This window comes from Sphingomonas sp. Leaf257 (genome assembly GCF_001422185.1).
GTDB lineage: Bacteria > Pseudomonadota > Alphaproteobacteria > Sphingomonadales > Sphingomonadaceae > Sphingomonas > Sphingomonas yabuuchiae.
On the sequence record NZ_LMMH01000001.1, the window covers coordinates 14821 to 31216 of the forward strand.

The 16396-nt window shown below is 57.0% G+C and carries 28 protein-coding genes; 17 read left to right on the forward strand and 11 right to left on the reverse strand.

Features of this window, described 5'->3' with window-relative positions:
- Positions 1 to 54 precede the first annotated feature (54 nt).
- The 7 genes from ASF14_RS21090 (at position 55) to ASF14_RS00075 (ending at position 2786) form a co-directional block, all read left to right on the forward strand.
- Entirely contained in the window at positions 55 to 273 is a 219-nt protein-coding gene (locus ASF14_RS21090; RefSeq protein WP_156360941.1) for a hypothetical protein, read from the forward strand.
- 1 nt (position 274) lies between these two features.
- Positions 275 to 754, forward strand: coding sequence for a hypothetical protein (locus ASF14_RS00060; protein WP_156360942.1), 480 nt, complete (start codon positions 275 to 277; stop codon positions 752 to 754).
- An 87-nt stretch (positions 755 to 841) separates the two neighbouring features.
- The gene (locus ASF14_RS00065; RefSeq protein ID WP_056429849.1) at positions 842 to 1141 is read left to right on the forward strand and encodes a type II toxin-antitoxin system RelE/ParE family toxin; all 300 of its coding nucleotides are present in this window, start codon (positions 842 to 844) and stop codon (positions 1139 to 1141) included.
- 60 nt (positions 1142 to 1201) lie between these two features.
- Positions 1202 to 1480 carry a helix-turn-helix transcriptional regulator gene (locus ASF14_RS00070; RefSeq protein ID WP_056429850.1) on the forward strand — a complete coding sequence of 93 codons (279 nt, stop codon included), beginning with the start codon at positions 1202 to 1204 and terminating at the stop codon, positions 1478 to 1480.
- 4 nt (positions 1481 to 1484) lie between these two features.
- A complete protein-coding gene (locus tag ASF14_RS22090) occupies positions 1485 to 1706 on the forward strand; it encodes a DUF5818 domain-containing protein (RefSeq protein ID WP_082441989.1) in 222 nt (73 codons plus the stop codon).
- A 258-nt stretch (positions 1707 to 1964) separates the two neighbouring features.
- Positions 1965 to 2204, forward strand: a complete 240-nt coding sequence (locus tag ASF14_RS21095; protein ID WP_156360943.1) for a hypothetical protein — start codon at positions 1965 to 1967, stop codon at positions 2202 to 2204.
- Between the two features lie 57 nt (positions 2205 to 2261).
- Positions 2262 to 2786: a hypothetical protein gene (locus ASF14_RS00075; RefSeq protein WP_168371479.1), complete on the forward strand. Its 525-nt coding sequence runs from the start codon at positions 2262 to 2264 to the stop codon at positions 2784 to 2786.
- Here the strand turns inward: ASF14_RS00075 and ASF14_RS00080 are convergent.
- The 6 genes from ASF14_RS00080 to ASF14_RS00100 all read right to left on the reverse strand — a co-directional run bounded on the left by ASF14_RS00080 (position 2753) and on the right by ASF14_RS00100 (position 5786).
- Entirely contained in the window at positions 2753 to 3142 is a 390-nt protein-coding gene (locus ASF14_RS00080) for a hypothetical protein (protein ID WP_156360944.1), read from the reverse strand. The two genes, ASF14_RS00075 and ASF14_RS00080, sit on opposite strands and share 34 nt — an antisense overlap.
- Positions 3130 to 3603: a hypothetical protein gene (locus ASF14_RS00085; protein WP_056429861.1), complete on the reverse strand. Its 474-nt coding sequence runs from the start codon at positions 3601 to 3603 to the stop codon at positions 3130 to 3132. The genes ASF14_RS00080 and ASF14_RS00085 overlap by 13 nt, the downstream gene beginning before the upstream one ends.
- Positions 3603 to 4754 (reverse strand): hypothetical protein, encoded by a 1152-nt coding sequence (locus tag ASF14_RS21100; protein WP_156360945.1) that lies wholly within the window; start codon positions 4752 to 4754, stop codon positions 3603 to 3605. The genes ASF14_RS00085 and ASF14_RS21100 overlap by 1 nt, the downstream gene beginning before the upstream one ends.
- 263 nt (positions 4755 to 5017) lie before the next feature.
- Complete coding sequence (locus ASF14_RS21105) at positions 5018 to 5176, reverse strand: hypothetical protein (RefSeq protein ID WP_156360946.1); 159 nt, start codon at positions 5174 to 5176, stop codon at positions 5018 to 5020.
- Positions 5176 to 5526 carry a hypothetical protein gene (locus ASF14_RS00095; RefSeq protein WP_056429867.1) on the reverse strand — a complete coding sequence of 117 codons (351 nt, stop codon included), beginning with the start codon at positions 5524 to 5526 and terminating at the stop codon, positions 5176 to 5178. Before ASF14_RS00095 ends, ASF14_RS21105 begins: the two co-directional genes overlap by 1 nt.
- Positions 5523 to 5786 carry a hypothetical protein gene (locus ASF14_RS00100; RefSeq protein ID WP_056429868.1) on the reverse strand — a complete coding sequence of 88 codons (264 nt, stop codon included), beginning with the start codon at positions 5784 to 5786 and terminating at the stop codon, positions 5523 to 5525. The genes ASF14_RS00095 and ASF14_RS00100 overlap by 4 nt, the downstream gene beginning before the upstream one ends.
- Positions 5787 to 5897: 111 nt before the next feature.
- Here ASF14_RS00100 and ASF14_RS21110 point away from each other — a divergent pair, with 111 nt between their 5' ends.
- Positions 5898 to 6845: a hypothetical protein gene (locus tag ASF14_RS21110; RefSeq protein WP_156360947.1), complete on the forward strand. Its 948-nt coding sequence runs from the start codon at positions 5898 to 5900 to the stop codon at positions 6843 to 6845.
- A 47-nt stretch (positions 6846 to 6892) separates the two neighbouring features.
- Here the strand turns inward: ASF14_RS21110 and ASF14_RS00105 are convergent, their stop codons facing one another.
- Together ASF14_RS00105 and ASF14_RS00110 are read right to left on the reverse strand one after the other, a co-directional pair.
- A complete protein-coding gene (locus ASF14_RS00105; protein WP_056429871.1) occupies positions 6893 to 7231 on the reverse strand; it encodes a hypothetical protein in 339 nt (112 codons plus the stop codon).
- The gene (locus ASF14_RS00110) at positions 7231 to 7638 is read right to left on the reverse strand and encodes a lysozyme (RefSeq protein WP_236696865.1); all 408 of its coding nucleotides are present in this window, start codon (positions 7636 to 7638) and stop codon (positions 7231 to 7233) included. Before ASF14_RS00110 ends, ASF14_RS00105 begins: the two co-directional genes overlap by 1 nt.
- A 138-nt stretch (positions 7639 to 7776) precedes the next feature.
- Between ASF14_RS00110 and ASF14_RS21115 the strand changes: the two genes are divergently transcribed.
- The 5 genes from ASF14_RS21115 to ASF14_RS20545 all read left to right on the forward strand — a co-directional run bounded on the left by ASF14_RS21115 (position 7777) and on the right by ASF14_RS20545 (position 11497).
- A complete protein-coding gene (locus ASF14_RS21115; protein WP_156360948.1) occupies positions 7777 to 8334 on the forward strand; it encodes a hypothetical protein in 558 nt (185 codons plus the stop codon).
- A 17-nt stretch (positions 8335 to 8351) separates the two neighbouring features.
- Positions 8352 to 8615, forward strand: a complete 264-nt coding sequence (locus ASF14_RS00115) for a hypothetical protein (protein ID WP_056429880.1) — start codon at positions 8352 to 8354, stop codon at positions 8613 to 8615.
- A 130-nt stretch (positions 8616 to 8745) separates the two neighbouring features.
- Complete coding sequence (locus tag ASF14_RS21120) at positions 8746 to 8922, forward strand: hypothetical protein (RefSeq protein WP_156360949.1); 177 nt, start codon at positions 8746 to 8748, stop codon at positions 8920 to 8922.
- A gap of 80 nt (positions 8923 to 9002) precedes the next feature.
- Positions 9003 to 9308 (forward strand): hypothetical protein, encoded by a 306-nt coding sequence (locus ASF14_RS00120; RefSeq protein ID WP_056429882.1) that lies wholly within the window; start codon positions 9003 to 9005, stop codon positions 9306 to 9308.
- Positions 9305 to 11497: a Calx-beta domain-containing protein gene (locus ASF14_RS20545; RefSeq protein WP_156360951.1), complete on the forward strand. Its 2193-nt coding sequence runs from the start codon at positions 9305 to 9307 to the stop codon at positions 11495 to 11497. Before ASF14_RS00120 ends, ASF14_RS20545 begins: the two co-directional genes overlap by 4 nt.
- Positions 11498 to 11526: 29 nt before the next feature.
- On the opposite strand, the gene ASF14_RS21125 is transcribed toward ASF14_RS20545, so the two are convergent.
- Both ASF14_RS21125 and ASF14_RS21130 read right to left on the reverse strand, forming a co-directional pair.
- Positions 11527 to 11793 carry a hypothetical protein gene (locus ASF14_RS21125; protein ID WP_156360952.1) on the reverse strand — a complete coding sequence of 89 codons (267 nt, stop codon included), beginning with the start codon at positions 11791 to 11793 and terminating at the stop codon, positions 11527 to 11529.
- A 17-nt stretch (positions 11794 to 11810) separates the two neighbouring features.
- Positions 11811 to 13565: a calcium-binding protein gene (locus tag ASF14_RS21130; protein ID WP_156360953.1), complete on the reverse strand. Its 1755-nt coding sequence runs from the start codon at positions 13563 to 13565 to the stop codon at positions 11811 to 11813.
- 228 nt (positions 13566 to 13793) lie between these two features.
- On the opposite strand from ASF14_RS21130, the gene ASF14_RS00130 reads away from it, so the two are divergent.
- Positions 13794 to 14024, forward strand: coding sequence for a DUF6771 family protein (locus ASF14_RS00130; protein WP_236696866.1), 231 nt, complete (start codon positions 13794 to 13796; stop codon positions 14022 to 14024).
- 303 nt (positions 14025 to 14327) lie between these two features.
- On the opposite strand, the gene ASF14_RS00135 is transcribed toward ASF14_RS00130, so the two are convergent.
- Positions 14328 to 15401, reverse strand: coding sequence for a YifB family Mg chelatase-like AAA ATPase (locus ASF14_RS00135; RefSeq protein ID WP_269083231.1), 1074 nt, complete (start codon positions 15399 to 15401; stop codon positions 14328 to 14330).
- Between the two features lie 195 nt (positions 15402 to 15596).
- On the opposite strand from ASF14_RS00135, the gene rpmH reads away from it, so the two are divergent.
- From rpmH to yidD, 3 genes are read left to right on the forward strand one after another with little or no spacing between them, the layout of a single operon-like run.
- Positions 15597 to 15731 (forward strand): 50S ribosomal protein L34, encoded by a 135-nt coding sequence (gene rpmH / locus ASF14_RS00140; RefSeq protein ID WP_042490346.1) that lies wholly within the window; start codon positions 15597 to 15599, stop codon positions 15729 to 15731.
- A 59-nt stretch (positions 15732 to 15790) separates the two neighbouring features.
- Entirely contained in the window at positions 15791 to 16177 is a 387-nt protein-coding gene (rnpA, locus tag ASF14_RS00145) for a ribonuclease P protein component (protein ID WP_428970642.1), read from the forward strand.
- A gap of 2 nt (positions 16178 to 16179) precedes the next feature.
- Positions 16180 to 16392 (forward strand): membrane protein insertion efficiency factor YidD, encoded by a 213-nt coding sequence (gene yidD, locus ASF14_RS00150; RefSeq protein WP_042490341.1) that lies wholly within the window; start codon positions 16180 to 16182, stop codon positions 16390 to 16392.
- Positions 16393 to 16396: the final 4 nt, after the last annotated feature.

Below are 16396 nucleotides of genomic sequence, written 5' to 3' on the forward strand. Positions count from 1 at the left end.
AGCTGACGAGACAATGCGCCTAGCCGGTCAACACCACTCCAGCAGGAGACTAGAATGAACGATAACGAGACGGTCGATAAGGCTGCACGAACTGATACGAAGCCCGTTAGCAAGTTGGCAAAAGCGGGCGCTCTGGCGGGTAAGGGCTGGGTTGCCGCCAAGTGGGTTTGGAGCATCCCCTTCATCCGTTCGATGATAGGAACACGTCTGGCACAGGCTGGCATCGTTGGTGCTATCGCGCTGGCAGTCGGCGACAAGGCGCTGGGCAACTAACATGAGTGATCCCGCAACGATCATCGACATCGCAGGTCTAAACGTCACAGCGGGATCGCTCGGCATCATGCTAACCGGCATCGTTGGTGCGGTGACGTTCTGGTTTAAGGTGAAGTCTGAAGGACGCGAAACCCGGAAGGAACAGGAGGCCGCACGGGCACTTGCCGAAAAGGCGCTCGATGGGCGCTTTATCCCGATTGAAACGGCAATCTCGACCTTCAAGTCCAAAGACGAACTGGCCAACGACAAAGCCGCGATCATGCGCGAAGTCGATGATTTACGGCATGACCTGAAAGGCGGCCTTCAACAGATCGTGGCATTAGATCACAAGCGCCAGGAAGCTGATCGCTGGGCCGCGAAAGTAGACTTGACGATTGCAAATATCGAAAAGGGACAGGATCGCATCGAGCGCGATATGCGCGACGGCTTCAATCGTATGGAAAAGCTGATTGTTGGAAAGAACAAGCTATCCGACGATTGACGATCACCTATGCGACGAACTGCGTCTCCTTCTGGTCGCAGAACTGTACAGAGAACGTATCGTCTCCTTGTAAGCAGGAGACAGCAAATGAAGATCGTTAGCGTGAAGGACAAGCGGGTTAAGGCACTTGTTGAAAATCCCGGCCGGACTAGCGTTAAGGGGCTCGACGCGCTTGAAACGCGCAAAATTGTTGAAATGATTGCTGCTATTAAGGTGATGACGCACCCTAACCAGTTGCGAGCAATTCCTAGCTGGAAAGCGCATGATTTGGCCCCTAGCCGCCCCGATAGCTGGTCCCTTGTAGTAACGCGCAACTATCGGTTGACTTTTATTGTGCATGTCGAGCGGCAGGAAGTTACTGTTTTGGACTATGAGGATTATCACTGAGGGGCTTCGCGCCCCTCGCTCTTTGCCCTCAGACTTGCTATAAACGCCCTGGAGGTTCCTATGGGCTACAAGATTACCGACCCCGCCGAAATGCTCGTTCAGGACACCGCAGGGGTGATCCATCCCGGCTCGATGATCGCCGGAGAGATTGAGGCAGAAGGTTACACCGTCGAGGAAGCTGCCGACCGGATCGGAGTCGCCGACGATGCGCTGCGCCAAATCGTTCAGGACCAGTCTCCCGTAACCCCTGACGTCGCGGATCGGCTCGGCATTCTGTTTGGCGGTCAGTTCGCTGAAGTTGTGCTTCGCTGGCAGCGGACATACGACGAAAACCGTTGAGCCAGTGCGGACCGGCTCCCATCACACTGTAACGGGCTGGCTCAACATCGACGCGGGACGACTGGTACTCCGGCCAGATGGCGGAGGCCGTTGGCGTCTGGACGTTGGCCTATTGACCCGCTGGCGATGCCGTCACCTGATCGGCAAGCGCGTCTGCGTCACCGGCATACGTGACGAATTCGATCTGCTGGCAGTTCAAGCCATAACGCCCCCGGATGCCGGATAGGCCCTCACTTTCCCTACGGGCGTCCTACAGGGCCATCTGGTCATTTCGGCATACCTGGTAGCTGTTAGCGCAACCCAGGGCCTGCTCCCCTTCCCAGCGATCCCGTGTAACACGGGTATCGTCCGCTCACCTCAATATCGAACCGACTGGCCTAGAATTCTTACCCGCCAACGCGGTCATCAGCAGTGAAGACAAGGGCCCCAACCGGCGCCGCAGGTTGGCCTATTGCTTGGTGCGCGCGACAATAGCGTCATGCCCATGCCCAATCAGGAAATCCCACAAGAGGAAAACCAGATTGGGAAAGCCGAAAGAAGCGTCATGACCATTCGCCATCCCTTTCGCCCCGCACATCAAACCCGCTTCAAAGAAGTGGAAACGGTGAAGATTTTTTTGACATCGGGCCATCCATGGATGGCTTTTGCGGCCCTACTAGTCTGGCGATTGCCGCTGCGCGCGCTGGCGCTTGCAGCAATAGTCTACGCTAAGCACGGGCTTTAACGCTACAAGGCTTCATCCAAGCCACCGACTTCTGCAAGGACAAGCGCAAGTAAGAGGGTGGGCCTTTCGTACGTCAGTGGCGGCGGCTATGCCCTGCTGATGGAGAAGCTAACGCACCGCGACGTTCTGGCAATGATGCATCGCGTCGGGGAAATTACACTCACGACCGAAGCGAGCCTTATAAACAACGACAATCCCGGTTTGGTCTTGAACTGGCTACACGCCAACGTGAAGCTCGAGAATGACGGCCCGTGCGTTTACGCTTGGGCGGAAGAGGAGCCGAACGGGTCGCTGACGGTCCTGTATATAGGCAAGGTCGGCACGACGCTTAAACAGCGGTGCCGAGAGCATGAGGGAGGATTCACAGGCAAAGGAAAGGGATCGGCTCACGCCAAAGCGCTCTGGCCCAAACTGCGGAGTGGATCTCGCGTCCATATCTACGCCCTCAAGCCTCCGCCCGTGCCCTTCATGGGGCATATGATCCCCAGCCATTCGAGCGTTGAGGACTGGCTACTGACTGTCGTTAATCCACGCCCCGCGCAGAACCATCAGCCGAAGGGCAAGAAGGCAGCGACAGTTTGACAAAGCTCTTTGCGGAAGAGTTGGTGGCTTTCCTTTCCCTCGTCCCTGGCAATTACGTATTCAGCAGCGGCTTCCGCGATCGGCCGGAACGGATCGACCGGACCAATCTCGTATGCGGCCCACCAATCCGCATCTCGCTGCGCCGCGTCGGGGATCTCGCTTCGTAGGGCTTCAAAACGGGCCAGCAGCGTGTCGAGGAACGCAGGGTCAGCGGGTTCGCGCTCAATGTCGCTTCGCGTCCTCTCAACCTGTACGATGCCCCGTAGGGCTTTCGGCACGACTGTCGCGCAGCGCGTTACCTGGCCACCCCTAGCGAGAAAATCACGGATAGCGTCAGCCGCGTTCACATCAGCCACCCTGGGTTTTCCAACGCGATCATCGCGGTATCGAGGTCACGAGCATCACGGAACGCGACGAAGACCGTATCGCTGGCCCTGACCTCCAGCACCTTCATACCACCCGGCAGGTCGGCAAAGTCGGCGTTGTACGTCCAGTCGCCGTAGCTGCCGCATTCCAGGTGCGCCATGATGATGCGGACTGCCGCTTCCGGCGATCCCCGATATTCCATCAGGCCCGCAAACGGGTTGCGCGCAGTCAAGGTCGTCAGGTTGGGTTGACCATCGAACGACAGCGCGCGGTTCAGCACCTCTGCCTGTTTGGACGATATGTTCACCGTCTCCGCGTCAAATACCTGCCTGATCGCTAGGAAGGTAGGATGGGTGTTCGACAGCTTGGCCAGCACGGGGCGGATGTTCAGCACGTCCCTGGCCGAGAATGTCACGCGGCTATGCCGCTCGTTAAATTCATATTCCTTCATCACATTGTTCCCTTGAAACGTTCGTCGGTTTCGCGGCGCAGGGTCACTTCCGTGATCTCCTTGCCCTCGATCAAAAATGCGCTGGTCGGCACGTCACCATCCCAGGTCAGGGCAACAGCCTTGTTCTGGAACAGAGGCTCCTTGCGCGCCCATGTGTCCTTGCGACTGTAGAGGCCGGAGAACGTGGCGTTGGCGGCGATGCCGGTTGCGCTGCGCTCTTCGGGCAGGATCGTCGGCCCAACTTGGCGATTGGCAAAACTGTGCCACTCCGCATCACCAGCACCGATCCGCTCCAGGGCGTGATCGAAGCGGGTAAAGCGCAGAGCGAACTTGTCGTCGTCGCGGTCGAAGTAGCCGGTGGCGTGCAGGTCTCCGCGCTGGTCGGCTTTGACCCACAGCGTCAGCGCAGGGCGGCGGGATATTGCGACATGATCGTCTCGGTGAGCTTTGCCGTCCAGGCAATGCGAACCGCCCCCATCGCGATAAGCGCCTTGATCTTCATCCGCCTGGGGCGCATGTAATGCTGCGTCAGCTACTTCCTGGTCATGGAATGCCAGGGCGGGCGAAGCCAAGATCATGTCAGGTTCATGATTAACTTCGTTTACTTCCGTTTCCATTACTTTAGGGTTTTCAGCAGAACAAGATGTTGTGCCAGAACCGCAGTTTTGTGCGGCAAAAGACACAAGATCTTGTGCAAGCGTTAGGGCTTGCTGCGGAAAGAGTGCTGAAAAGCTTCTGAAAAAGTGCTGAATACTCGCTGAAAGGCTGCTGAAAACCTGCTGAAAGGCTGAACCGTCAAGCGGAATGGTTGCTGAAAGATCGGCACTTTTCAGCGGCAATTCAGCAGGCTCGTCCTGCCCAGCCAAACCCAGGTCGAACCATTCGGGGTTGGTTTTGCGGCAATAGGCCATCTGGTTGCGGGTAAGGCGAACAGGTGCGGCAGGAGCCTCGACGGTGAAGCCGGTCCTCATGTTGATGTTGTCGACCAACCGCTCCTGAAGACGCGGGCTAAGGCTCAGCCCAGCGGTCAACCAACTGACGATGCGATCCATCACGCGGCGCGCAGTTGCATCGCCCTGATGTCGGCCAGTATCGAAGCTGTCGTAGACGGCCCGGATCATCTTGGGCCAAGGTGTGGCGTTCTTTGCCATCTCTTTTCTCCTCATCAAAGAAGAACCCGCTTGTGCGGGTCCAATGCACAAGCGGGTCAGAGTTCTTCGTGATGGGAAGAGCATCAGGTATCCGCTGTCATGAGCGACAGCTTTTGGACCCTGCTGCTCACCATATACTTATACGATCACCCCCTAAAGGGCGTCATTATTCGAGATTTTCGATTTGGGGGTGGGCCAAGTGCGACCCTTCCCACCCCCAGACCGTCAAGGCCGCTCAGATACGCGCAGCGGCCTTGAGCCGCTCACTCCTCCTGGTCCATTCCAAGACGATCCCGCGCCACGAACTCGATGACAGCCCGCATTTCTGCGAGTTGCGTCTCGGTGTCGCCGTAGAAGCGGAACCACTCGTCCGCGAGCTTCGCGAGGAGGTCGGCCATCGGGTGCTGGAGTTCGCGGTCCATCACTGCGTCCCCGTTGAGGCGAGCGATGCTCCGTTCAGTGATGCTACCGCCCGTTTCGCGGCATGGTGGCTTGGGAGCCAAATCACGGGCATATTGATGCCGTTCGTCGGCTCAATCGAGACGCCAAAGGCGGGCGCATTACGGTAGGCCCACTCAATCAACTGATAGGGCACCTTGCTGCCGCCAACCGGGCCGTGAGTCAGGAAAAGACCCGCTGCCTCGGTGATGACCATGAACGGCACGTCCTGAGGGACAGCGACTTTAACGCCCTTTTCCTTGACCTTCTTGATGCCTGCCTTGGTGCCAAAGAGGTGCAGCTTTCCATCCGGCCGGATTTCCGTCTGGCTCATGCCTCGCCCTCCGCATCGTCAGCGCGACCCTTGACGGTATAGCCGCCGAGCAGGTGACCAAACTGGTCGGGCTTCAAGGCGTCGTTTTCCAGGAGCTCGATGATCGACCGAACTTCCCGGCCACACTCCTGCGCGAGGTACAAGATGTGGACGAGCGGGTAATGACCCAGGCGCGCAACCGTGCCGTCGCCGAAATTGACCTGCTCGTTAAGCAGCGGAACCAGCCCGTCGACGGTTGAGCTTTCAATAAAGTTTTGCATTTTACACTCCTCATTTCAGGATCGCGTTTCGCTTCCTGGTGAGGAATTGATATGCTGAGGTTATCCCGGTACGTGATTGTCCAGATGGTTTGACAGCTAACGAGACAACCTTTGAGCGACAACCAAGCGCAGAATACGGTATCTCCGCGCCCTAACGGCGGCTGGGCTAGGAGCCGCGACAAAGGGTTCTATCTGTTGTGGTTCGAGTTTTTGAAAATCAGCCCCAGCTACGAGCTTGCCCGACGGTTGCGCGCTGGATCGTGGTCGCCTGCCGATGAAGCGCGAAAGCCAGCGGACTTTGATCGCGTCCTCGATGTCTATGATGACCTTGGCGACATACGCGCGCTGAACTTCCAGGACTGGTGGCAGCAGACGGCGGTCAATTTCTTTGGCTATCGAAGTTTAAAGCCGTCCGTTGCCCGTCTCGGAACGCTGCGCCACAATGCGAACGAACAGGCTCAGCAGCAATTCCGGAACATGCAAAAGTACCTGGACGATCTTTGGAACCGGCAAGGCGAACCCACGTCGGTGGTGCTTTCGGTGCCCTTGGGCTTGACTAAAGCCCAGGTGACACGACAGGTTCTGCAGTGGATAGCCAAGTACCCCGAAGCAGATCGTCTAACAAACACGATGCTACCAAAATATCGTCTTGATGGACAAAAGCTGGATAGCAAAAGCCTGTTTAGATATGTGATGTGCGTATGGGTGAGAGCTCAATTTCCAAAGATGCCGTTATGGCGTGTTGGCGTCTATGCAAACCTTAGCTCGACATACAGCAATCGCCTTAGAGCCGTGGTAAAGCAAGAAACTAACGATCAGCCCGACGATTGCGCAGCCTTAAAAGTGCTGACGAGCCGCGCAGTGTCACGCGCGATTCTAATCGCTGAGAATGCTGCAAGAGGTTGCTTTCCCTCTTACAGAAAACTCGATCACGCCACATCGGTGGACTGGGGTGACATGCGGATAGCCGTCAAGCACAGAATGAATGTCGATGAAGCTACGTACGGCAAACGAATGAAGCCCCGTTCCACAGGTTTAATTGTGGAACAGGGCAACTAATGTTACGGGATTGAGCAGCCCATGTGAGCACCTGTTGCGGTGTAACTTTACTTAGCCAGCCTCATAAAATCGTCCAGCGTCATTACCACAAGCGCTTCCTTCCTGTCTGCTTTGATGACGGCGACCGGCGTAAGGTCATTTTGTGAACGCGCTTGCTCCAGAGCATCGTACACAAGCGCGATCTTTGCTCGCGCCTTACACTCGACGCTGTAGGGAAATGCCGCCTTCGCAGCGGTTGAAAGCTGGATATCCTCTCCGTTGCTCCCCATGGGGCATGAGCGAACGTCGTCCTCAGTTAAAGTAGGATGCTTCGCCAGAATTGCGTCACGCACCTTCTTCTGGAGGTTGCGCCCCTTGGCTTTGGCCGCTGCCGTCGAGATAGCCATCAGGGCTTCACAAACAGCGCAGCTTCGGCCGCACGGCGCTTTGTTAGCCCTGTGAGTACCCTGCCACCGGCCTTGTTCCATCGGGCAAACTGCGCAGCGGCACCCTTGTAGTCGCCCGCATTGAGCAGTCTGAGGAGCGTGCTAGACGCAAGTGCGCCCACACCCAAGTTGTAGGCGAAGCTCACAAGCGCGCCCAGCTGATTGGCGCTTAGTGGGACGGTGACGATCCTGCGCACCCTCGCTTCAAAGGCGTCATACTCGTCAACTACCCAGGCGTCAGCTTGCGTCTGCGTGATAGTCTGTCCCAGCTTGACGCCGGTGGTGCGGCCATAGCCGATAGTGGGGATGCCCGCAGGGCACAGATAAGCGGATAGCTTACAACCCTCGAATTGCTTGATGAGGCCCAAGCCAGCCCTAGTTGATGTTACCATCAACTATCTATCAAAACTGACTACCGCTGTCGGTTAAGTGCTCATTTTAATCGATCCGTAGCCCGATAAGTATCTGCGTAGAGAAAAAAGAGGCTCTCACAGCTAGGGGTACGGATGAAGCCAAAATCGATTAAAACTAAGTTCCGGGCAGAGTATTGCGCATGGAAGAACGCAATCGACCGGTGCGAGCGGAAGTCGCATCCCCAGTATAATGATTATGGCGGTCGCGGCATAAAGGTCGCTGACGAGTTTATATGCCCTGTTACGGGCTTTGTCAGTTGGTTGGTGGATGTGGGCAAAAAGCCCGACCCATCGTTTACCTTAGAACGAGTGTCCAACGACAAGGGCTATGAGGCCAACAATCAGGCGTGGGTGTCGCGCAGAGATAATCAGCTAAACCGCCGCAAGCCAAAGGCCAAAGCTCGCGACTTTGGGTGGGGCGTCGGGCAGTTCCAAACCATCAGCTCAGATGGACACGCGCGCGTCTGCTTTTCGCCAAACATCGAGTTTGACGGCAAACGCCAGACCGTCAAGCGATGGTCCGAAGAAACAGGACTGAACACTAGCACGATCATCCAGCGGCTACAGCGAGGATGGAAGCTAGAGGACGTTCTAAGCCCGATTATGCGCAACCCACACGGTAAGCCCCGCAAGAACCAACCCAATCTATAAGAGGAGGGAAACTCCCGATGAAATACGACGACAAGAACAAACCTGCTGAAGATCGCCTAACCGCACTGGCGCTATCGAATATCACCGCCCGCCTCAACGACGCATACCGTGCAATCGCTGACCTCCGCTGCGTCGTTAACACACTAACAGCGCGCCTTGATGAAGCCGACCACATGACGAGCGAGGAATACGGCAATCAGGTCGTCAAGCAGGTGATGGAAGCCATGCCAACGATCCAAGCCGCTGCGCTTAAGCAGGCTAAACGCGGTGGCCGTCGATGAAGACCGATCTCACCGCACTCAAAGACGCGATCAGTCAGGCACTTGCTGCCATCGAGAAGCTTGAGGATCGACTAGCGAACCATGAGGCAGAGGCTTCCGCAATGCGCGCACAACGGGCCAAGCGCCCCAGATGGCAACTTCCATTCAACAGGCCGCGCCCATGAACGACGGCCCTGAGCTGCGGAACGCGCTTACGGCTGATGAACAGCGCGACATCCTCCGCGAAACGATCATCCACTTCCTCAAACTCGACCCCCACCATCCGTTGGCCAGCTTTTTTAGGCAGGCGCTAGCGGACCTGAACTAATCCTTGTACAGAACATGACTGGGCTTATCCCCGGCCATGGTCGTCAGTTTCGAGCACCACCCACATTTGCTAAGTAAGTGATGCTGGATGCTACTGGAAACATCACCCTTAACAGGGCCGACACGTTCACCTTCGCGCTCGACTATCAGGATGAGAACGGTTCGCCGATCAACCTGACGAATTCGAACATCACCCTCTATGTGGACAAGGTCTTTTCGCTCACGCCGACAGCGGCGAATGGAAAGCTCTACTTCACTTTCACACCCGCCCACGCGGTAGCGCTTCAAAACAAAGAGTATGAATGGATCATTCGTGAGGTGGTCAACGGCGTGCCTGACGTTCTTGTCAGTGGCGGCACCATCAGTGCGGAGGGCTTCGCCGTATGAGCAGCCTGACCGTCCGGAGGGTTCAACAGACGTTGATTGTAATGCGCGGTGCGCCGAGCGTGCTTCGCGTCGCGAACAAATCGTCGAACACTATTACCGTGAAGCCCAGCGGTATTAGGGGGCCGCAGGGTGAGCGAGGCATTCAAGGGGCACAGGGGTCTCGGGGCGAAATCGGTCCTCCAGGTCCGAAGGGTGATCCCGGAGACGTCACACCAGCGTTACAGCAACTCCTAGCAGATACCCGACAGGCCAAGTCGGACGCAGAGACCGCTCTCCAAACCATCACGGCATCTATGAATGCCGTCCCAACCCTGACCTTCGACACCCCCGCGCTTGTCCTGTCTGAACAGGCCGGAAGCACTAACGTTGGCCTGACGGTTCAACGCAACGGTGCCTATGGCGACCTTCGTGTTCTATTGGGCTTCGCAGGCACAGCTACGAATGGCACGGATTATCAGTCACCGCCTAAAAGCGTTACCATTCCAAAGAGTCAGAACAGCACTTCTTTTCCACTGTCGATCATCGATGACGCAGCACTGGAAGCTGACGAAATAATCTCGATCAGCGCCTCACTGTCCGCTTATCCCTTCGCAACGGCAACCGCGAATATCCAGATTGTCGACAATGATGTTTATCGCCCCAAGGCCGGTGATTTAGTATTTGGCCTTTCGCCGTACCGCACCTTGGGCAACGGCAATACGACAGTTGCATACTCGCCCGCGAGCGGCTTCCTTAACGAAACAGCCGACAACTTCATGACGCGCCAGCCTGAGGGTTGGCGAACTGTGTACTTAAATTTTGGCTTCAACAGCGCGGACAGCGCTGGCCCCACTGCGCTTGAAGTCCTCCCTGGCAACACAAACACAATCGACTACTCCGTGACATTCACTGGAGCCAACGGCACAGGAACCCGCCAGCAAGCCACGTTTGGAGGAGCGACCTCCTACACGATGGCGAACGGCGGATTTGCAATTGAGGATAGCCGCCCTGCCTTTCCCGGCGGCTTCCATCGCGTATCGCTGACCACGCCCAGTGGGGGCAAGAGACCAACGGGATGGAACGCAGACACTACCTTTGGTGAGTACCGCCGCCGATCCTCCACCACTAATTCAGCTGCCGCCACAAGTGGGGCCATTCCCGGCAGCGCACCTGACAACCTTCGCGGTTACAAGCCTCACGGCGTGCTCGTTCCGCACGACGGAGCAACGCCTTCGGTCCTGCTGATCGGCGACAGCATCACCGCGCAAAACGACATTCTGCCCGACGCAAGGATGCTGGTTGGCGGTATCGCCAAGGGCCTGGGTAGTCCGGTGAACGGCTCCTTCGGTCTCGGCAACCTGGGCCATCACGGCGCGGCCATGGAAGATTTCATGGACGTGAGCACCGGCAGTTGCCGGTTCAGCCAACGCTTCGCCCTGCTCAAGCACGTCAAGGACAACCTCAACGGCGGCAGATGGCCCTTTACCCACATTTGGTCGCAAGGGCTGAGGAACGACTTCTCGGGCTTTGCCTCGCCGACCACGCCAGACGAAGCCCTCGTCCTAATGAAGCAGCGCGCTTTGGCGTGGTGGACGTTCCTTGCCCAGACTTTCCCTGGCATTCCTATCATCCAGTCCACCGTAAGCACTCGTGTTACCAATGCTCCCGGCATCAATTACACTTTGTTAGAGTCCCAAGAGCCGCGGCCATTCACAGCTGGCGTTGCTCTGGAGCTGTGGAATGATTGGCTTATGACAACGCCCGCACCATTGGCTATGGCGGTGGACCTCCGAAAAGGTCAGCGCGAATTGCGCGCTGATACGCAATTCCCTGGGCAAGCGCCAGTCTGGGCACAGCTCGAATTTGTTAAATCTGGCGGTGGCCGACTATCCACCCCTCTCATGGCGGGCACAGCCACCGCTACGATCAAAATTTTTGCCGGCATAGGCCCGGCGGTAGGCAGCGCCTGCTATTTCGAACCTGGGACGGCATCAGCAGAAATTAAAGGCACTATTTCGAGGGTTTCTAATAATGGCGACGGCAGCTTTACGTGTGGGCTGGCCGCTCCCATTACGTTGAGTTTTTCTCACAATGAAGGCGCCGCTTTTGCCACGGCGCCTTCGACAGACTGGACTCATCCTGAAAGTGTGGTCCATGAAATATGGGCTGAAACGGTTCGATCAGTTAAGTCGCGTATTTCATTTCTTTAACAGTATATGCCTTTTACTACATTATTTTCCTACATGCTACCTGAATCGCTTCGCATGTTTCCTCTCACATCAACAAAAACTTTTATGGCTACGGTTAAGAAACAAAACGCAATGACTGCCGCACCCGCATAATAGTTTATTACGCCGTCTAACGGCTGATAAACTTTCAAATATACAAAAACTGCAAAACTAATAATGGCTATCGAGATCTGCAAATACGCCCTCCTATTGCCACCCAAAGCTACCATTGAAATCATGAATAGCAAAAGTGAGCTTATTACGGTTTCGATAGCCATTCCATTTTCCCTAAAAATCAAACGATTACATTGTACAGGACAGACATGTCATAGGACACAGTGGAGTCGTTAAACGACATCTGCTCTATGGGGACACCCCCTCCACTTCCTACTATTCTGACGTCGGATCCATCTTTGAAACGAACAATGTAGTCATTCCCATTCTTATAGATATCGTTCAAATCAGAGCGAGCATGATTGAGGAAGTGTAGCGTATCGAAGCCACCGGCATCATACACTACATCATGCTGGATTCCTGCATTTTCTACATTTGGCGGCGAGTCAAACAGGTAAACATCATCACCATCTCCGCCAGCCATGTAGTCATTGCCGATTCCTCCAGCGATGACGTCTCTGCCGCCGCTGCCAAAAATAATGTCGTCACCAGCGCTTGCATATATAGCAGAGGACGAAAGCCCACTTGCGTCGATCGTATCTGACGCCTCGCTACCGATAGCGGCCTCAAAACCCCGCGCGTTTAGATAGATCCTCTGACCAACATTCTCGGCAAGCATCAAAACGTCGTAGCCAGAACCACCATTCACATTGCCCGATTCGAAGTCGGCACGATCGGCAACAATAATGTCATCCCCACCATTACCTAAGATAACATCGGCACCATCTCCACCGCTGATGATATTGTTACCTTCGGATCCGTAAATTTGATCAGATCCTCCGCCCATATATGCGTCGGAAAAGTTGCTACTGCCGCCATAATTTAGGTTGGAAAGATTTATGGTAGCGGCGTTATCGGTCTTCCATACCAAAGCGTTTTTATCACCTAAATTAACGACGTCAGCGTTTCCATCGCCGTAGATTGAATTGTACGATGCCTCAATACCTAGGGCCACCCCGTCCCAAGACGAATAGTCATCATTTCCACCAACTTTCGTCCACCCGGTATCCTGGCGGATCACTCCGGGCAACATTTCCTCATTGAGATTATTACCGATATTTGTCACGACCTGGATAGAGTCAAAAAACTCTTCGATGCTATGAAGTTCACCCGCATCGAATTTTCCGTTCCCATTAGCATCAATGCCAATTTTCAACTTCTCGAATTCCTGATCACCGCGATCAATTTTATTGTTGCCATTACTATTGAATGCCAAAAGGGCTTCGTAATCTGACTTTGCACCGGGCACGAATGAGGTGAGGCCCCATTCGTTAGTCTGACCAATGCCATCTTGATTGTGATCGTATACAAGCACACCGTCACTTGATCCCGGCAACGTATAGCGCTCGAACCGACCATCACCATCCAGATCGGCCGAATGCGACTTAGCATTTGTAAACGTCGAACCATCCAGATCGAGGTCGATGGTTATTGGATGCATGCGCTTTACCCAGTGCCCAGGCTGCACATGAATAGTTCCTTGTGAGTCCGTATAGGAATGTCCTCTCTCATAATAGTATGAGAAGGAAGAACTTGGCATATAGCCACCAGAAGATCCGCCATAATAGCTTCCGCCGCCACCCCCAGACGGAGCTTCAACTTTTGGAACGTTATTATTTTGCTGAGCTTTCTCGCGCTGACACGCTTCTTCTAAGCCATCATATTTTGCACGAAAATGGTTTTCCGCATAGCCAAATGCTAAACCAGCCGCACCAGACACTCCCCCAAGAACGGCGAATGCGGCCTTGACGCCAGGATGAGGGGCGACTTTAGCACCCAGACCCAAGCCGAAGGCTATCGTGCCCGCCGCGCTCTGCATACCCCCAAAGCTTTGGTACTGAAACTTAGCAAGCTCTCGTTCCGAACAGGCCGACATTTGCCATCCTTTCTACCAGTAGCCACTAGCTACTCAAAGGGGCGGAAATTTCCCCAGTCCCAAGCCTGATATACTATCATGACGTTAGAATGAATTTGATGTGACACCGCTGTAACTAAGTGACATCAAGCTCTGATTTGAAGAGGGCAGCGATGGCGAGCTTTTTGCCCCGTCAGGGATTTCGCCTTAATATGGATAGGCCGGCGCCCCTTTCGTCCTGCCACAAAAATGACGCTTGCCGAATCGTTCGCCATTTGTTCTCATGTGTACATGGAACGCATCGACCCTCAGCAAATCAGTGATGCGCTGCTTAATTCGGCAGGATGGGCGCGCATTGGCCTAACGGCTCCCGTTCAACGCATCCGCGAGCAAGCGGCAAAGGAACTGGCGCTGACGATCTGCGAAATGCTCGATCCATCGCGCGTGCCTGATCGCAACCAGTTGGCCCTTCCGCTTTGATGTCGGCCATCATGGAAATCCGAAACGGGACGACCTGAAATTTTTCACGTTGCGAAAGGCCAATCTATACGCCGCTTGCGCCAACTGTAGGAGATGCACCGCGCTGGACGTAGAAAAGCTGGGGCGGTATTTTCTGTGTATGCGCTGCGGTACAGACATCCAGTATGTCTACCGCCGCCTCTACTGCATCCGATGCCGCCGCCGTCCCAGTCGCATAGGCCCATGTCGCAAGTTGCCCAACGCCCCGCGCTTCCTACCCGAAACAGAGGATGAATGGAAATCGTTGGTGCGACGCTTGCGTGGCTAAAACCTCGCAAATGCGCGCGCTTTGCACCCGGCGCTTCGGTTTACGTGCATTGCAGGCTTGACCCGCGCGGGGAAGGTCACATGCGCGTTGGCGCGCGCGATGCTGACCGTGCCGGTTTCCAGCGGCTGGCGCAGCGAATCGAGCACGGCACGCTGGAATTCGGGCAGTTCGTCGAGAAAGAGGACGCCCAGATGCGCGAGGCTCACCTCGCCCGGCCTGGCCTTCAACCCGCCGCCGGTCAGCGCGGCCATCGAGGCCGAATGATGCGGCGCGCGGAAAGGTCGCGTGCGGGTCAGACGCCCCTCGGCCAGCGTCCCGGCCACCGACTGGACCATCGAGACTTCCAGCGCCTCGGCCGCATCGAGCGGCGGCAGGATGCCCGGCAGGCAGGCGGCCATCAGCGACTTTCCCGACCCCGGCGGACCGCTCATCAGCAAATTATGGCCGCCAGCCGCCGCGATCTCCAGCGCGCGGCGGGCGTTTTCCTGCCCCTTCACCTGCGACAGGTCAGGGCCGGGCACGCCCTCCTCCACCAGTCCGCCCTCGGCAGTCGGCAGGACGGAATGACCTTTCAGATGGTTGATCAGCGAGAGCAGGTCGGGCGCCGCGATCACCGCGCCACCGCCCGCCCAGCTCGCCTCCGCCCCTTGCGCGGCGGGACAGATCAGCCCCTTTTCGACCGATCCGGCATGGATCGCCGCCAGCAGCACGCCCGGCGACGGGCCGATCCGGCCGTCCAGCGCCAGTTCGCCGACGACGACATGATCGGCGAGCAACTCGGCATCGACCACCCCCATCGCCGCCAGCAGCGCGAGCGCGATGGGCAGGTCGAAATGCGATCCCTCCTTGGGCAGGTCGGCGGGCGACAGGTTCACGGCGATCCGCTTGGGCGGCAAAGCGAGGCCCATAGCGGCGATCGCGGCGCGCACCCGCTCCCTGCTCTCCCCCACCGCCTTGTCGGCCAGCCCGACCAGATTGAAGGCGGGCAGCCCCGCGATCAGTTGCACCTGCACCTCGACGGCACGCGCCTCCAGCCCCAGATAGGCCACCGTGGACACGATCGTCGCCATGCAAATCCCCCTGTACGGGCGCTCCCCTGCCCGCTTATGCTTCCTGCAAAGGATGCCGGCCGACCGCAAGGGGCATAGGCGCGTGTCGGGCGTGCACACCGGATTGACTTGAAAGCCCGCTTTGCGTAAGCGGCTTGCCACCAAGGCCGTCCTCGTGGCGGCCGTTTTTATTCAGACGTATCCAAGGAATGAACGATGAAGCGTACCTTTCAGCCGAGCAATCTGGTGCGCGCTCGCCGTCACGGCTTCCGTTCGCGGATGGCCACGCCGGGCGGCCGTGCCGTGATCCGCGCGCGTCGTGCACGCGGCCGCAAGAAGCTGTCGGCGTAATCACGACGCTGACCCGCCGCCGCGATTTCCTCGCGGCCAATGGCGGGCGACGCGTGGCGATGCCCGGCTTCGTGCTGCAGGTTCGCCCGCGGGATGACGGTGACGCTGCGATTCGCGTCGGCTTCACCGTCACCAAGAAGATCGGAAACGCAGTCGTTCGCAATCGGATGAAACGCCGATTGCGGGCGCTCGCGCGCGATCTGTTGCCGGAAAAGGGCATAGCGGGCGCCGACCATGTCCTGATCGGACGGCAAGGCGGGATCGAGCGCGACTATCAGGCGCTCACCGCCGAGCTGGCCAAGGCGCTGACCCGCGCCGCCTCGCCCGATACCGGCGGCCATGACAAGCCCCGCGAACCGCGCGTGCATCATGGCCGTGGCAAGGGGCGCAGCCCCCGCGGCGGCGCGCACCGCCAGCCCGCATCGCCGACCCAAGAGCCCGCGTGACCCTGTTCGCGCGGGCCTTGATCCTGATCGCGCGAGGCTGGCAACTCGGCCCTTCGCTGATCCTGCCGCCCACTTGTCGCTATCAACCCTCCTGTTCGGCCTATGCAATACAGGCCATTGGCCGCTATGGCGCGGTCAAAGGGGGCTGGTTGGCGCTCAAGCGCATTGCGCGGTGCCATCCCTGGGGCGGGCACGGACCCGACCCGGTCCCCTGACACT

Excerpts from the sequence above, each read along its gene's own strand:
- ASF14_RS21090 (WP_156360941.1), top strand. The coding sequence starts at position 55 with ATGAACGATAACGAGACGGTCGATAAGGCTGCACGAACTGATACGAAG.
- ASF14_RS00060 (WP_156360942.1), top strand. The coding sequence starts at position 275 with ATGAGTGATCCCGCAACGATCATCGACATCGCAGGTCTAAACGTCACA.
- ASF14_RS00065 (WP_056429849.1), top strand. The coding sequence starts at position 842 with ATGAAGATCGTTAGCGTGAAGGACAAGCGGGTTAAGGCACTTGTTGAA.
- ASF14_RS00070 (WP_056429850.1), top strand. The coding sequence starts at position 1,202 with ATGGGCTACAAGATTACCGACCCCGCCGAAATGCTCGTTCAGGACACC.
- ASF14_RS21095 (WP_156360943.1), top strand. The coding sequence starts at position 1,965 with ATGCCCAATCAGGAAATCCCACAAGAGGAAAACCAGATTGGGAAAGCC.
- ASF14_RS00085 (WP_056429861.1), bottom strand. The coding sequence starts at position 3,603 with ATGAAGGAATATGAATTTAACGAGCGGCATAGCCGCGTGACATTCTCG.
- ASF14_RS21100 (WP_156360945.1), bottom strand. The coding sequence starts at position 4,754 with ATGGCAAAGAACGCCACACCTTGGCCCAAGATGATCCGGGCCGTCTAC.
- ASF14_RS21105 (WP_156360946.1), bottom strand. The coding sequence starts at position 5,176 with ATGGACCGCGAACTCCAGCACCCGATGGCCGACCTCCTCGCGAAGCTC.
- ASF14_RS00095 (WP_056429867.1), bottom strand. The coding sequence starts at position 5,526 with ATGAGCCAGACGGAAATCCGGCCGGATGGAAAGCTGCACCTCTTTGGC.
- ASF14_RS00100 (WP_056429868.1), bottom strand. The coding sequence starts at position 5,786 with ATGCAAAACTTTATTGAAAGCTCAACCGTCGACGGGCTGGTTCCGCTG.
- ASF14_RS00105 (WP_056429871.1), bottom strand. The coding sequence starts at position 7,231 with ATGGCTATCTCGACGGCAGCGGCCAAAGCCAAGGGGCGCAACCTCCAG.
- ASF14_RS21115 (WP_156360948.1), top strand. The coding sequence starts at position 7,777 with ATGAAGCCAAAATCGATTAAAACTAAGTTCCGGGCAGAGTATTGCGCA.
- ASF14_RS00115 (WP_056429880.1), top strand. The coding sequence starts at position 8,352 with ATGAAATACGACGACAAGAACAAACCTGCTGAAGATCGCCTAACCGCA.
- ASF14_RS21120 (WP_156360949.1), top strand. The coding sequence starts at position 8,746 with ATGGCAACTTCCATTCAACAGGCCGCGCCCATGAACGACGGCCCTGAG.
- ASF14_RS00120 (WP_056429882.1), top strand. The coding sequence starts at position 9,003 with ATGCTGGATGCTACTGGAAACATCACCCTTAACAGGGCCGACACGTTC.
- ASF14_RS20545 (WP_156360951.1), top strand. The coding sequence starts at position 9,305 with ATGAGCAGCCTGACCGTCCGGAGGGTTCAACAGACGTTGATTGTAATG.
- ASF14_RS21125 (WP_156360952.1), bottom strand. The coding sequence starts at position 11,793 with ATGGCTATCGAAACCGTAATAAGCTCACTTTTGCTATTCATGATTTCA.
- ASF14_RS21130 (WP_156360953.1), bottom strand. The coding sequence starts at position 13,565 with ATGTCGGCCTGTTCGGAACGAGAGCTTGCTAAGTTTCAGTACCAAAGC.
- ASF14_RS00130 (WP_236696866.1), top strand. The coding sequence starts at position 13,794 with ATGACGCTTGCCGAATCGTTCGCCATTTGTTCTCATGTGTACATGGAA.
- ASF14_RS00135 (WP_269083231.1), bottom strand. The coding sequence starts at position 15,401 with ATGGCGACGATCGTGTCCACGGTGGCCTATCTGGGGCTGGAGGCGCGT.
- rpmH (WP_042490346.1), top strand. The coding sequence starts at position 15,597 with ATGAAGCGTACCTTTCAGCCGAGCAATCTGGTGCGCGCTCGCCGTCAC.
- rnpA (WP_428970642.1), top strand. The coding sequence starts at position 15,791 with ATGCCCGGCTTCGTGCTGCAGGTTCGCCCGCGGGATGACGGTGACGCT.